At 38.2% G+C, this 14,246-nt stretch carries 15 protein-coding genes; 11 read left to right on the plus strand and 4 right to left on the minus strand.

Annotated features, from left to right (window positions below; translation table 11 throughout):
* Window positions 1-259 precede the first annotated feature (259 nt).
* The 5 genes from ABNX05_RS13550 (at window position 260) to ABNX05_RS13570 (ending at window position 4,320) form a co-directional block, all read left to right on the plus strand.
* Window positions 260-1,135: a branched-chain amino acid ABC transporter permease gene (locus ABNX05_RS13550; protein WP_349660233.1), complete on the plus strand. Its 876-nt coding sequence runs from the start codon at window positions 260-262 to the stop codon at window positions 1,133-1,135.
* A 13-nt stretch (window positions 1,136-1,148) separates the two neighbouring features.
* Window positions 1,149-2,084, plus strand: a complete 936-nt coding sequence (locus ABNX05_RS13555) for a branched-chain amino acid ABC transporter permease (protein WP_197142666.1) — start codon at window positions 1,149-1,151, stop codon at window positions 2,082-2,084.
* Entirely contained in the window at window positions 2,084-2,863 is a 780-nt protein-coding gene (locus ABNX05_RS13560) for an ABC transporter ATP-binding protein (protein ID WP_349660234.1), read from the plus strand. Before ABNX05_RS13555 ends, ABNX05_RS13560 begins: the two co-directional genes overlap by 1 nt.
* Window positions 2,863-3,570 carry an ABC transporter ATP-binding protein gene (locus tag ABNX05_RS13565; RefSeq protein ID WP_349660235.1) on the plus strand — a complete coding sequence of 236 codons (708 nt, stop codon included), beginning with the start codon at window positions 2,863-2,865 and terminating at the stop codon, window positions 3,568-3,570. The genes ABNX05_RS13560 and ABNX05_RS13565 overlap by 1 nt, the downstream gene beginning before the upstream one ends.
* 249 nt (window positions 3,571-3,819) lie before the next feature.
* Window positions 3,820-4,320 carry a cupin domain-containing protein gene (locus ABNX05_RS13570; RefSeq protein WP_349660236.1) on the plus strand — a complete coding sequence of 167 codons (501 nt, stop codon included), beginning with the start codon at window positions 3,820-3,822 and terminating at the stop codon, window positions 4,318-4,320.
* 145 nt (window positions 4,321-4,465) lie between these two features.
* Here ABNX05_RS13570 and rluF read toward each other — a convergent pair whose 3' ends face one another.
* Window positions 4,466-5,167 (minus strand): 23S rRNA pseudouridine(2604) synthase RluF, encoded by a 702-nt coding sequence (rluF, locus tag ABNX05_RS13575; RefSeq protein ID WP_349660237.1) that lies wholly within the window; start codon window positions 5,165-5,167, stop codon window positions 4,466-4,468.
* A gap of 326 nt (window positions 5,168-5,493) precedes the next feature.
* Here rluF and adh point away from each other — a divergent pair, with 326 nt between their 5' ends.
* From adh to ABNX05_RS13600, 5 genes are all read left to right on the plus strand, one after another.
* Window positions 5,494-7,014, plus strand: a complete 1,521-nt coding sequence (adh, locus tag ABNX05_RS13580; RefSeq protein ID WP_197142579.1) for an aldehyde dehydrogenase — start codon at window positions 5,494-5,496, stop codon at window positions 7,012-7,014.
* Between the two features lie 21 nt (window positions 7,015-7,035).
* A complete protein-coding gene (locus tag ABNX05_RS13585) occupies window positions 7,036-7,395 on the plus strand; it encodes a DUF779 domain-containing protein (protein ID WP_349660238.1) in 360 nt (119 codons plus the stop codon).
* Between the two features lie 186 nt (window positions 7,396-7,581).
* A complete protein-coding gene (locus ABNX05_RS13590) occupies window positions 7,582-8,544 on the plus strand; it encodes a DUF4003 family protein (protein ID WP_349660239.1) in 963 nt (320 codons plus the stop codon).
* 41 nt (window positions 8,545-8,585) lie between these two features.
* Window positions 8,586-10,013 (plus strand): aldehyde dehydrogenase family protein, encoded by a 1,428-nt coding sequence (locus ABNX05_RS13595; protein ID WP_349660240.1) that lies wholly within the window; start codon window positions 8,586-8,588, stop codon window positions 10,011-10,013.
* Window positions 10,014-10,080: 67 nt separating this feature from the next.
* Window positions 10,081-10,560 carry an acyl-CoA thioesterase gene (locus tag ABNX05_RS13600; RefSeq protein WP_079562402.1) on the plus strand — a complete coding sequence of 160 codons (480 nt, stop codon included), beginning with the start codon at window positions 10,081-10,083 and terminating at the stop codon, window positions 10,558-10,560.
* 47 nt (window positions 10,561-10,607) lie between these two features.
* On the opposite strand, the gene ABNX05_RS13605 is transcribed toward ABNX05_RS13600, so the two are convergent.
* Window positions 10,608-11,918 (minus strand): protoglobin domain-containing protein, encoded by a 1,311-nt coding sequence (locus ABNX05_RS13605; protein ID WP_349660241.1) that lies wholly within the window; start codon window positions 11,916-11,918, stop codon window positions 10,608-10,610.
* A gap of 306 nt (window positions 11,919-12,224) precedes the next feature.
* Here ABNX05_RS13605 and ABNX05_RS13610 point away from each other — a divergent pair, with 306 nt between their 5' ends.
* A complete protein-coding gene (locus ABNX05_RS13610) occupies window positions 12,225-12,434 on the plus strand; it encodes a hypothetical protein (protein WP_349660242.1) in 210 nt (69 codons plus the stop codon).
* 70 nt (window positions 12,435-12,504) lie between these two features.
* On the opposite strand, the gene corA is transcribed toward ABNX05_RS13610, so the two are convergent.
* Both corA and ABNX05_RS13620 read right to left on the minus strand, forming a co-directional pair.
* Window positions 12,505-13,464: a magnesium/cobalt transporter CorA gene (gene corA / locus ABNX05_RS13615; protein ID WP_349660243.1), complete on the minus strand. Its 960-nt coding sequence runs from the start codon at window positions 13,462-13,464 to the stop codon at window positions 12,505-12,507.
* A gap of 64 nt (window positions 13,465-13,528) precedes the next feature.
* Window positions 13,529-14,212, minus strand: coding sequence for a class I SAM-dependent methyltransferase (locus ABNX05_RS13620; RefSeq protein ID WP_349660244.1), 684 nt, complete (start codon window positions 14,210-14,212; stop codon window positions 13,529-13,531).
* Window positions 14,213-14,246 lie beyond the last annotated feature (34 nt).

Here is a 14,246-nt window from a genome sequence, read left to right on the forward strand (position 1 = left end):
GAGGCGGGTAAACACGCCTTCCTTTTTATGTTTTATCTTCATTCAATGAAGGCTCTCGCTATTGAAGGTGGTGAGATGAATGAGGATATAGTTCCTTTACAGTGTTCAAAATCTGGACGCAATTTTTCTAAAGCGAGATTGCTAGATAGACCATGAAAAAAATTTTTTAAAGACGACACAATTTACTCTATTTTCAATAATAACATGTAGTATAAATTCTATTTTTGCATTTTTCAAAAAATAAAAGGGGTGAACGCTCATGGAATGGGTACAGCAGCTTGTGAATGGTATTTCACTAGGTAGTATTTACGCATTAATAGCGCTAGGGTATACGATGGTATACGGGATTATTAAGCTGATCAACTTTGCCCACGGCGATGTTTTCATGATTGGGTCATTTATTGGCTTTTACGCAATTGCTAAATGGGAGCTTGGCTTCTTCCCAGCACTATTATTGGCGATGGTGGTCTGTGCAATCTTTGGTGTTTTAATTGAACGTATTGCTTATAAGCGTTTACGAAATGCCACACGTATTGCAGCTTTAATTACGGCAATAGGTGTATCGCTACTAATTGAATATACAACGATCTACTTCAGAGGGGCGCAACCGGCGGCATACCCAGAAGTTATTACAAATAAATCATTTGATGTTTTCGGGGTTCAAATCGGTAGTACATCAATATTAATTTTATCTGTAGCAATTGTACTGATGATTCTTTTACAATTCATCGTACATAAAACTAAAATCGGGAAAGCGATGCGTGCAGTTTCTCATGATGCAGATGCAGCACGTTTAATGGGTATTAACGTAGATAATACAATTTCAGCAACATTCGCGATTGGTTCTGCTCTAGCTGGTGCAGCAGGTGTTATCTTTGGTGTTTACTATACGAAAATAGATCCATTAATGGGTGTTATTCCAGGGGTTAAAGCGTTTATCGCTGCAGTACTTGGTGGTATTGGGATTATTCCAGGCGCTATGGTTGGCGGTATGTTGCTAGGTGTAGTGGAATCATTAGTAAGTGCACTTGGTTTCTCTTTATGGCGCGATGCAGCGGCATTCGTTATTTTAATTTTAATTTTAATCTTCAGACCATCGGGTATCTTTGGTAAAAATGCCCGTGAGAAAGTGTAGGTGAGCGGTAATGATGAAAAAGTCTAAAGTATTCTGGGGCTATGCCGTATTAGCGCTAGTCATCTATGCAGTTGTTCAAATCCTTATTTCAACAAACATTCTCGATATTTACTATCAAAATATGTTGATCACAATGTGTATTAACATCATGCTTGCGGTCAGTTTGCATATTGTCATTGGGATTACTGGTCAATTCTCGATTGGGCATGCCGGCTTCTTAGCAGTTGGGGCATATGTTTCTGCAATTATTACAACTAAGCTATTGCTTCCGTTCCCATTAGCTATTTTCTTAGGGGCATTAGCAGCAGCGGTAGCAGGTTTAATCGTAGGTATTCCGACATTACGTTTAAAGGGTGACTATTTAGCAATTGCCACGCTTGGTTTTGCGGAAATTATACGTATTATCTTTTTAAATACGGACTATGTTGGTGGCGCGGCAGGGATGCAGGTTCTATATTTATCAAACTGGTCTTATGCATTCATAGGTGTTGTTCTAACAATTTTAGTTATCTCAAACTTTACGAATTCACGTCATGGACGCGCATGTATATCGATTCGTGAGGACGAAATTGCGGCAGATGCAATGGGTATTAATACAACCTACTATAAAGTTGTAGCTTTTGCGATAGGTTCCTTCTTCGCCGGCCTTGCAGGGGCCATTTTTGCACATAACTTTTACATTATCCAACCGACAACTTTCGGGTTCTTAAAATCATTTGATATTTTAATCTTTGTAGTTCTTGGTGGCTTAGGAAGTCTTTCTGGATCTGTCATCGCAGCTATTTTCTTAACAGTAGTCTCAGCATATCTAGCAAACTTCCCAGAAACACGTATGATTATTTACAGTTTAGTATTAATAGTCGTAATGCTATATCGCCCAACAGGGTTAATGGGAACAAAAGAAGTTGCGGACTTATTTAAGTTTGGTAAAAAAGGAGGTACAAAATAATGGCTGGAAACCTTCTTATCAATGTTGAAAACATGGGTATTCAATTCGGTGGTTTAAAGGCGGTACAGGGCGTTAATATGTACCTAAATCAAGGAGAGCTAGTAGGTCTTATAGGGCCCAATGGTGCTGGTAAAACAACTAGCTTTAACATGCTTACCGGAGTGTATATGCCAACGGAGGGCACGATTACATTTGACGGTATAAAGTTGAACGGGCTTGCACCATATCAAGTAACACAAAAAGGTATTAGCCGTACGTTCCAAAATATTCGTTTATTTAAGGAGCTATCTGTTTTAGATAATGTTAAGGTAGCGAACCATTCGCTTGCAAAGCATTCTATGTGGTCTTCCATTTTCCGCTTGCCGAATCATTTTAAAGGTGAGGCAGAAATGGAGCATCAATCTATTGAGTTTCTAAAAATCTTTGGTCTAGATGTTTATAAGGATGAGCTTGCGAAAAATTTACCTTATGGGATGCAGCGCCGTTTAGAAATTGCTCGTGCCCTAGCTGCAAAACCTAAGCTACTTTTATTGGATGAGCCTGCAGCAGGGATGAACCCGCAGGAAACGCAAGATTTAATGGAATTAATAGCGTTTATTCGTAAGGAATTTGGCTTAACCATTCTTCTAATTGAGCATGATATGAGCTTAGTTATGGGGATATGTGAACGTATATATGTGCTCGATCACGGTCAACTAATCGCAGATGGGACACCAGAAGAAATTCGCAACAATTCAAAGGTAATTGAAGCGTACCTTGGAGAGGAGGTTATCAGCTAATGCTAAAAGTACAAAATATAGATGTATTTTATGGTAATATTCAAGCATTAAAGGGCCTCTCTTTAGAAGTAAATGAGGGTGAAATCGTAACGTTAATCGGTGCAAATGGTGCTGGTAAAAGTACATTATTAAAAACATTGTCGGGCCTATTAAAACCAAAGGGTGGCATCATTGAATATGAAGGCTTCTCTATCGCAGGGAAGGCTGCACAGACAATAGTAAAATCAGGTATTTCACATGTTCCAGAGGGGCGTCGCGTTTTTGCCAATATGTCCGTTGAGGAAAACTTAGAGCTAGGCGCATATCTTCGCAACGATAAGGCTGGCATCAAAAAAGATATGGATCATGTGTTTGAACTATTCCCACGTCTTTTCGAACGTCGGAAACAGCAATCAGGTACATTATCCGGTGGTGAGCAGCAGATGTTAGCGATGGGGCGAGCATTAATGGCAAAACCGAAATTGTTATTAATGGATGAGCCTTCAATGGGACTTGCGCCACTCATGGTAAAAAATATTTTCAATATTATTGAGCAAGTCAACAAAGAGGGCACAACTGTATTGCTTGTTGAGCAAAATGCGAATATGGCATTATCAGTAGCGCATCGTGCGTACGTACTTGAAACGGGACGTATTGTATTATCAGGTACAGCAAAAGAGCTTCAAGAGAGTGACCAAGTAAAGGCCGCTTATTTAGGTGGTTTATAGAGGGAGAAGGCGTCTCAATTTCTGAGACGCCTTTTTTCGTATAAACGGAGGAGTGAGGCGACGATAGAAATGTTAAAGTGAAGGATAGAAGGGCAAGAGCGACGGAAAGCAGTGCCAAAGCGACGGATAGAACAATCAAAGCGACGGAAAAAAAGGCCTAAACGACGGATACCACTTATCAAAGTGACAAAATAAGAGTAGCTTTCATCTTTTATTATTTGGTAATGTGGAAGAAAGGAGTGATGTTTTATGAAGTATTCAGCACAATATTTTATTGAAAATTTAAATTTAGCAGAGCATCCTGAAGGCGGGTACTATATATCCTCGTTTCGGGCATCGGATGATATGACTGTAAGAGATATACAGAGACCAATTTATACGAGTATTTATTTCTTACTACGTTCACAGGATATATCGCATTTGCATCGTTTGAAATCGGACGAGCTTTGGTATTATCATGCTGGCAGCCCACTAACTGTCCATATGATTTTCCCAGATGGTACATATGAGGCGAAGAAGCTTGGCTTAAATGTAGAGGCAGGAGAAGTACCACAAATTGCAGTACCAAAAAATACTATATTTGGCTCATCCGTAGAGGATGCAAATACATTTAGTTTAGTAGGCTGTATGGTTGCACCTGGCTTTGACTTTGAAGATTTCGAATTATTTACACAAGATGAGTTATTAGCTGACTATCCACAGCACGAGGAAGTTATTCGAAAAATGGCTTACACGACAATTCTAGAATAGAAGAAAAATAGCCGTCTCAAAATCATTTAAGACGGCTTATGCTATTGAAAAATGATTATATTAATGAAATTAAGGTGTCAAATTAATAAGGTATGACTCTTCGGCAAAACGAGGGGGTGATTTCCCCCCATCCCCTTAAATGGCTTTATTTTGGTGTGTATTCAAGTAGTTTGAATAGTTCTGTTCGTTCTTTGTCTGTTAAATCGCGCCACTGTCCAACTTTTAAATTGCCAAGCTTTATATTCATAATACGAATGCGTTGTAGACGTTTAACGGAGTAGCCAAGCGCTGAACACATACGACGTATTTGACGGTTTAAGCCTTGCTCTAAAATGATTTTAAAGACTTTATCAGATATTTTTTCAACATGACAAGGCAGGGTTGTAGTATCTAAAATATCTACACCAGCGCCCATTTTCTTTATAAATTGCTCTGTAATAGGTTTATCGACTTGCACGATATATTCTTTTTCGTGATGGTTTTCTGCACGTAAAATCTTATTGACGATGTCCCCATCGTTAGTCAATAATAATAGCCCTTCTGATTCTTTATCTAGTCGTCCGATATGGAAAATACGAAGAGGATGATTGACAAAATCAACGACATTCCCTTTTATATGACGTTCAGTTGTGCTTGTAATTCCTACTGGTTTGTTTAAGGCAATATAAACGAGCTGTTCTTCTTTTTTTACCTCTTTTCCATCAACGCAAACCAGATTACCAGCCTCAACCTGACTGCCGACTGTAGCAAGCTCACCATTAATCGTAACTTTACCTTCTGCTATCCATTTATCTGCGCCTCGACGAGATACAATGCCTGTTTCACTTAAATATTTATTAATTCGCATACTGTTCTCCTATACATTTATATTATTTTTAAGTATACATTATAGTTGGTCGAACCGTGAATCCTAGAAGTTTTTCTAGTCAATATAAGCTACTTTGTAAGCCTAATCACAAAGCCGATTCCAGAGGCTATTATGCCGAGGAAAAATCGGTTCAAGAATAGATTTCAGTATTAATTCAATAAAATTTTAAAAAGTTGAAATTATTCTTCGTTTCTGACAATATATTGAGTAAGAGGGTATCTATGAAAATATCGTTTTTTCGATGAAAATGATGATTTTTGTAGATTATTTTCTCATTATTATTTTGTGTAAAGGGGAGAAGTAAAATGGTTTATGCATTTCCAAACACTGAAGGATCGGTAGTTCAATTCAAAGAGAAATATGAAAATTACATTGGTGGGGAATGGACACCTCCAGTGAAAGGACAATACTTTGATAATGTTACACCTGTTACTGGACAAGTTTTTACACAATTAGCTCGTTCTACTGCTGAGGATATTGAACTTGCAGTTGATGCAGCACATGCCGCAAAAGAAGAATGGGGCAAAACATCTCCAACAGAGCGTGCAAACATTTTACTTAAAATTGCGGACCGCATAGAGCAAAACTTAGAAAAGCTAGCCGTTGCCGAAACATGGGATAACGGAAAAGCGGTACGTGAGACATTAAATGCAGATATCCCTCTTGCGATTGATCATTTCCGTTATTTTGCGGGGGCTTTACGTGCACAAGAAGGCGCGGTAAGCCAAATCGATAATGATACAGTCGCTTATCATTTCCATGAGCCAATTGGGGTAGTAGGTCAAATTATCCCTTGGAATTTCCCGTTATTAATGGCCGTTTGGAAGCTAGCACCTGCACTTGCAGCTGGAAACTGTGTAGTGTTGAAACCTGCAGAGCAAACGCCAGCTTCGATAATGGTGTTCGTTGAATTAATAGAAGATTTATTACCATCGGGCGTACTTAATGTTGTGAATGGCTTTGGTTTAGAAGCAGGAAAACCATTAGCATCGAACCCACGGATTGGCAAAATTGCCTTTACTGGTGAAACTACGACAGGTCGCTTAATTATGCAATATGCTTCACAAAATCTTATTCCAGTTACATTAGAATTGGGCGGCAAGTCACCAAATATATTCTTTGAAGATATTATGGATGAAGACGATGCCTTTTTAGATAAAGCGGTTGAAGGCTTTGTATTATTCGCCCTAAATCAAGGTGAAGTATGTACATGTCCTTCTCGTGCAATAATTCAAGAGTCTATTTATGATAAATTTATGGAACGCGTCCTACAACGTGTTGAAGCGATTAAAGTTGGGAATCCACTTGATCCGAATACGATGATGGGAGCGCAGGCTTCGAGTGAGCAAATGGAAAAAATCCTTTCTTATTTAGATATTGGTAAGCAAGAAGGTGCAGAATGTCTGATTGGAGGAGAGAAAAATAATGTAGGAGCAGGTTTTGAAAATGGTTACTACATTAAGCCAACTGTCTTCAAAGGACATAATAAAATGCGTATTTTCCAAGAAGAAATCTTCGGGCCAGTTGTTGCCGTAACAACATTTAAAACAAAAGAGGAAGCATTAGAAATCGCAAATGACACACTATATGGTTTAGGTGCAGGTGTATGGACGCGTGATATGAATACGGCTTATCGCTTCGGTCGTGGTATTCAAGCTGGGCGTGTTTGGACAAACTGCTACCATGCTTATCCTGCACATGCAGCGTTCGGTGGCTATAAAATGTCGGGTGTTGGTCGTGAAAACCATAAGATGATGTTAGCGCATTATCAGCAAACGAAAAACTTATTAGTTAGCTACAGCGAAAACAAACTTGGCTTCTTCTAATTAGTAGGGAGGTGCATGAGCGTGGTCATGCGTGTTTTAGCAACTGAAGAAGCGCTAGCACTAATCGAATTATTGAAAGAAAAGCATGGGCCCATTATGTTTCATCAATCAGGTGGATGCTGTGATGGCTCCTCGCCAATGTGTTATCCAGAAGGAGACTTACTATTAGGTGACCAGGATGTTTGTCTTGGAGAGATTGGTGGTGCTTCCTTCTACATGCATAAAAATCAATATGATTATTGGAAGCATACACAAATAATCTTGGACGTTGTCGACGGTAGAGGTGGTATGTTTTCACTGGAAGGTGTTGAAGGTAAGAGGTTTTTAACAAGGTCAAGAGCCTTTTCCGCAGAGGAATTAAAAGAATTAGGATTAATTTAAGTGCACCGAACAAGCAATTAAGCAAATTTACTTTTAAGGACAGCGGCAAGAATATTGCCGCTTTTTTTTATGTTCATTCTTCTGGAAAAAGCGTATGGAAGGTTTTAAGTATGTGCTGATTTTAAAAAACAGCTGAATCTTTTCGATAATATATTACGTAAGTATGGAAAAAGGAGCGTGTTAAACATGGACTTTGTTATGATAGAAAATCAGTTTACAAGTACGGTGGAGGATGTCTCAAAGGCTGTCGGTCGGACGGTTGATCGTAAAATTGTGTTGGCAATCGCTAGCAAATATGTGGCATCTGGAAAACCCTTTGATTCCATTAAATATAAAAAAGTATTACAAGAAATGAAAAAGCAAACGTCATGGTCATCTCCGTTAAGAACGACGGTAGGTTATAGTATTGCTGCAAATTTGATGGATCAAGAGGATACAGAACGGGCGGTGAAAAATTTACTGACGAACGTTAGCATAATGAAAGAGGTAAAATTCAGAAGCGGGAATTTTAGTTTTATAGGTGCACAGTTTTTAACGGAAGAGGAAAGTGAGAAACGCGCACATGCACAGGTAGCACGCGCATTATTTGATGCAATCCGCAAGCACCACCGATTTTTAACGTCGTACGATGATATTCCCTATGCAGTATTGTTAGGTAGCCAATCTGACGATGTTGAGCTACGTGCAGAAACAATGAATCGTTATTATAAAGAATTACGTACGTATAATTTTAATGCAGGTAATGAGCTTCAATGGCTATCACAAGTACTGACTTTCTTATCACCTCAATATGAAAATAAGTTAGTGCCTAATGTTGTTACGATCCGTGACACACTAAAAAATCAAGATGTAAAGGTCAAGGCGATGCATTATCCATTACTGGGCTTTTTAGCAATCCTTGAAGTGAATCAAGCACAGCTTCAACAGATTGTTGATTTATATCATGAGTTAAAGGGTATGAAACTTTTAAAATGGCATCGTGAATTTGTGTTATTTATGGCCACACAAATTGCTATTTATGATATGGCGAATGTACAACAATCCTTATCAATGTCAATCATGTCATCCATTGAATTGCTAATTCAAGCACAGCAGGCAGCGATGTTCGCAGCAGTAAGTGCAGCAGCTGTAGCAACAAGTTCTTCGTGATAAAATAAAGAAGAATTTGATTTTGGAGGTGCATTTGAAGGATGAAGGAAACAAAACTTTGGATGAATGGCGAGTGGCAAAGCACAAAGGAAACATATGAACTGAAATCACCTTATAGTGGTGAGATTATCGCAAAGGTAGCTAAGGCGTCAATTTCTGACGTTGAACGAGCAATCGAAGGTGCTCAGGAGGCATTCCAAACGTTTAAAAAGACAACAGCCTACGAACGTGCCGAAATATTGTATAAAGTGGTCGACATAATGCGCCAGCGTAAAGAGGAATTAGCTGAAATTTTAGCTTTAGAGGCAGGTAAACCAATATCAGCAGGTTTAACTGAAATAGAACGTACAATAGCAACATACCAATTTGCTGCAGAGGGAGCTAAGCAAGCAAAGGGTGAAACGGTACCAATGGATGCTGCACCTGGGGCAGGAGATCGTATTGGCTGGACAAAGCGAGAGCCTCTAGGTGTAATTTCAGCCATTACACCTTTTAATTTTCCCTTTAATTTAGTGGCACATAAATTAGGTCCTGCCTTTGCGGTTGGAAATACGGTTGTATTAAAGCCAGCGACGCAAACGCCATTAAGTTCTATCATAATGGCGGAAATTTTCCAACAAGCTGGTCTACCTAATGGTGCGCTTCAAATTATTACAGGTAGCGGTGGGGAGCTAAGTGATACACTTGTGACTCACCCGCTTGTGAAAAAGGTGACATTCACGGGGAGCGGTAAGGTTGGAATGGGCATTAAAGCAAAAGTAGGTTTGCGAAAAGTTACTTTAGAACTTGGTTCCAATGCGGCAGTAATTGTCGAGCCGTCGACACCAATTGATAAAATTATTTCGCGTTGTGTCGGTGGTGCCTTTAATTTTGCTGGACAAGTTTGTATCTCTTTACAACGTATTTATGTACACACATCTATTATGGATGAATTTACAAAGGCGTTTGTTGCTGAGACAGAGAAATTAGTGGTAGGTGACCCACTAGATACAAATACTGATGTTAGTGCAATGATTAACCCAAAAGAAGTTGAGCGTATTCGTCAATGGATTGAGGAAGCAAAGTCACAAGGGGCGGTAGTTGCTACAGGAGGAAAATTTACGGAACGTACTTTAACGCCTACTGTTATGACGAATGTGACGGCAAATATGAAAATTGTTTGTCAGGAAACATTCGCGCCAATCGTCTCAATTGTTTCATATGAAACATTAGACGACGCTATTCGACTAGTGAATGAGTCGGACCTTGGCTTAAATGCTGGAATTTATACGAATGTTTTACAAGATGCATTATATGCAGCGGATGAATTACAGGCAGGTGCTGTTATGATTAATGATATTCCGACTTTCAGGGTTGATAATATGCCATATGGTGGCGTAAAAATGAGTGGTTACGGTCGTGAAGGCATTAAGTGGGCAATCGAAGAAATGACAGATATGAAATTAATTACGATGAAAAAATCGTTCTAGTTTGCATCGACTCTTGTTCTGCGATACGATGACGAAAGAACATTCATGAAGGGAAGTCGCAAGAATTATGTCAAACAACGCAATACCGATGAGCCAGTCACGTACTGTTCAGACTCGTCTCGTATTACCGCCAGATACAAATAATCACAACTCCATTTTTGGTGGAAGAGTGTTAGCGTATATTGATGAAATTGCTGCTATTACAGCAATGAAGCATGCAAAAGGTCATGTAGTCACAGCTTCTATCGATTCGGTTGACTTTTTATCGCCAGCACATGTAGGGGCTATTTTAGAAATTGAAAGCATTGTTTCGTCAACTGGACGGTCTTCAATGGAAGTTTATGTTCGAGTTATTTCACGAAACATTGAAACTGGTGAGGAGAAATTAACGACGGAATCCTTTGTAACGATGGTTGCAGTTGATGATGAAGGTAAACCTAAGCCAGTTCCGGCAATTTATCCTGAAACAGATGCGGAAAAACGTCTGTTTGAAACGGGACCAGCAAGACGCGAACATCGTAAACAAAAACGCGAGTTACCGCATTAAAAATAAAAGGGAAATTGACGTATGCTGTCAGTTTCCCTTTTTCGTGCTTACATTTGTAATTCATTTACTACGTTAATAAGTGAATCGGAAGAAGAAGAAACAAGTGTAGCGCCTTGTGACAATTCAGTAATCAAATTAGAGATGGCTGAAATATCTCTGGATGTATTTACATACTGCTGCTGAATGCCAGAAACTGCATCGGCGATATCATTAAATGATTTAGACAAACTGTTTTGCGTATCTACACTATGTTGAATCTTTTGATCAACGTTAGTAACCGAAGTCGACATTGTTGTAATATTACTTTCAGTTTCTTTAATGAGATGAGAAACATTTTGTACCGCATTTTTTGTTTCTTCAGCAAGTTTACGAACTTCCTCTGCAACAACAGCGAAGCCTTTACCATGCTCACCTGCACGGGCTGCCTCGATAGAAGCATTCAGTGCTAATAAGTTCGTTTGATCGGCAATTCCTGTGACCAGTCCTACAATTTCCGATATTTTTTGAGAAGATGTGCGTAGCTGGTTCATCGTAACTTCGAGACTGTTTACACTTTGTAAAATTACTTGTATTAAATCATTTTGATCTTGCAGTTGCTGCTGTCCACGTCTGGATTTTTCCTGTGTATCAGCAACGAAGGTTAAACCTTGCTTCGTAGCTACTGCGATATCATCTGTTTGAGAGGAAATGACTAATAAAGAAGCTGCCGTTTCTTCACTAATCTCATTGAGTTCCTCTGCCGTTTTTTGAATGGTAGTAACAAGTGCATGCTTTGTTTCACCTTCTACTGTACGAATGCGTTCCTCTTCTTTTTCATAGGCTTCGATTACAAGCTGCTGCTCGAAGTTAATGATTTTGCAGAAGGCATTGATAGCACGAATTGCATCATGTTTTGATACATCTAACTCATTTGTAAAGCGTGTAAAGGTCGTTGTTAATGATTGGAATGAGGCGATATACCACTTCGATTGTAGACCAATTCGAACGTGAGTTTCGGCAATTGCCTTTCGTTCATTAATGTAAGAGTCATTAATACGACTTTCAAAAATATCACTCAAATGTTTATGTAAAGTAACTTTTAAACGCTCGATTTGTGATGTTCTGTTTATAATATTTAACAAATCTTGGCTCAAACTAATGGCTGCATAAAATTGATCCACCATTTCAGGAACTAAATCCTTAGCTAAAGGCTGTAGTTGTTTTATGATGGCTAAATCCTCAATAGTTAAATCTAAAAGTTGTAACTGTTTTTGAAGATTTGGATGGTTTGATACATCCAATTGTACATCGCTCTTATAATTTTCAGGCGCTAGTGTAATTGAGTAGCTAGAATCGTTCTTTTTTGTAAACCAACTCATCGTTGTTTGCTCCATTCCTTAGGTCCGTAGTATGCATAGAATAGTAAACTAAATACCTATTAAATTACTTGGGTTGTTAATTTGCTGAATATATAGTATTTAATATATTCTACTATTTTTTGTGCTATATTTGGTTGAAATTTTAGTTTATTTCTATATTTTTTTTATTAGTTACAGATGATTGTCGATTAAAAGTCATGAAATCGACTACTAAAAAGGTAATAGGTAAATTGAATTTGAAATAGGAAACCTGTAAAATACGAACTGTTTAGCTTGAACGTAACGATAGTGTTGAGGAGGTATTATATGGAAAAGAAACGTTTCAAATTTGTCATTCCGGTTATGGTAATAGTAGCAATTGGGTCGGTTTACATGTTAAGAAACTACTATGCTGAGGTACCAGAATTAGATCAACTATTAATTACTATCTGTGCAACATTAGTATCTGGTGTACTCGCATACTTTTTATTTCCACAGCAAGGTGAAGATAAAGTTGATGATCGCGGTCCTTACTAACAGTGAAAGGCACCTTAGAAAAAATCTAAGGTGCCTTTAGCTTGTCGATAAATGAATAAATGGCTTACTTTTATGTTTTAAATAAATTGAACCAGCCTTTAAGTTTAAAGATTGCCAGCATGAATAATGCGATAAAAATCATAATTCCGAGTACGATAAAGTAGCTATACTTCCCATGTAGCTCGGGCATATGGTCAAAATTCATTCCATAAACACCTGCAATAAATGTTAGGGGAATAAAGATAGTTGAAACAATTGTTAAGGTCATCATAATGCCATTCATGCGAGTAGAGCTCATCGCCATATAACTATCACGCATATCAGCAGTGAGCTCGCGGTTAGATTCGATCATTTCGGTGAGTTTTAGCAGATGGTCGTAAATATCTCCGAAATAAGCTCGTTCTGATTTATTAAGTGAAAATCGGTATGAGTTAAGGATGCGATATAATAAATCACGCATTGGTAAAATGGTGCGTCTTAAATCGAGCAAATCACTACGGAATTCAAATACAATTTTCATGGCATTAGGGTTACTTTGATAGGTAAGCTCATCTTCAAGTGTATTTAAATGATCCTCAATTTTATAGACAAGTGGGAAATAGTTATCAACAATTTTATCGATTACCTGGTACGTTAAATATACTGTGCCACGTTCCCAATTCTTTGGCTGTTTTTCTAACATCATTTGTACTCGATCTATTTCCGGTGCTACATTTTTGTGGAACGTAACAATAAATTTATTAGAAACAAAAATATTTACTTCCTCAGCTGTTAATTCTTCGTTCATCCTTTGAATAACAAAGAAATGGAAATCATCATAAAAATCGAGCTTTGGCCGCTGTAAACGCATTAAACAATCTTCTATAGCGAGTGGATGGAAATGGAAAAACGAATCTAACAATAGTTCTTCCTCATCGGTCGGACAATTAAAATCGACCCAGTACCATTCAAATTCGTTTTTGTGTATATCTTCAAGCGGAAAGTCCTTTATAAGTTTTTGATCTTTTGTAATTCCAATAGTGCGTATCACAGCATTCACCTCAATTCTTTTAATTCTATCCTAACAGGTGTATTAATCTTCACAAGGAATAATTTTAGACGCTTTCTTTATAACATATCCAACCACCAAATAAAGTAGTGGCAAAGAATCTAGATGGTTTTGTAAAGCCTGCCTGCTGTAATAGTGCTAATATGTCCTCTTCACACATAAATGAAAGAGAACGGATGGATTTCTCCATTTCCGCTACGTCTGATGGTGATAGCTTTGTATGCTGTAGCCAATAAGCGCGCCATAAATCAAATTGTAGCTCGGTTTCTAAAGTACCCGGCTGCCCGTATTTTGAGACGAGCACAAATGGAGCACCAGGCTTTAAATTATTGGCTATTTTTTTTAATGTTGCAAGCTTCTCTTGATCATCTTGTATAAAGTGAAGCACTAGTACACAGCTTGCCGCATCAAATTTTACTGAAGGTAGCTTAGTATCCAGTATAGTTCCTTGATATAAAGAAATATTATTAGGTAGAGACTTTAAACGTTCGCCAGCAATTTGTAGCATCGCTTCTGATGGATCGATGCCAACAAATGACCAATGGGGTCTTTTCTCGGCGAGCTGTAAAATTTCATTACCGCTTCCGGAGCCAACTACTAAAAATTCAGCGTTTTCAGGTAATGCAAATTGATAAAAGGTTTGTGTTAAACGTAGCATTGCATCGTAGCTAGGTAGCGTGCGACGAATACCTTTTTCATATTCATTTGCAAGTGTGTTATTAAATTCCATCGAGTATCACATGCCTTTCAAAAAAATTTTATAA

It is taken from the genome of Lysinibacillus zambalensis, from assembly GCF_040183165.1.
In the GTDB taxonomy this organism is placed as follows: domain Bacteria; phylum Bacillota; class Bacilli; order Bacillales_A; family Planococcaceae; genus Lysinibacillus; species Lysinibacillus zambalensis.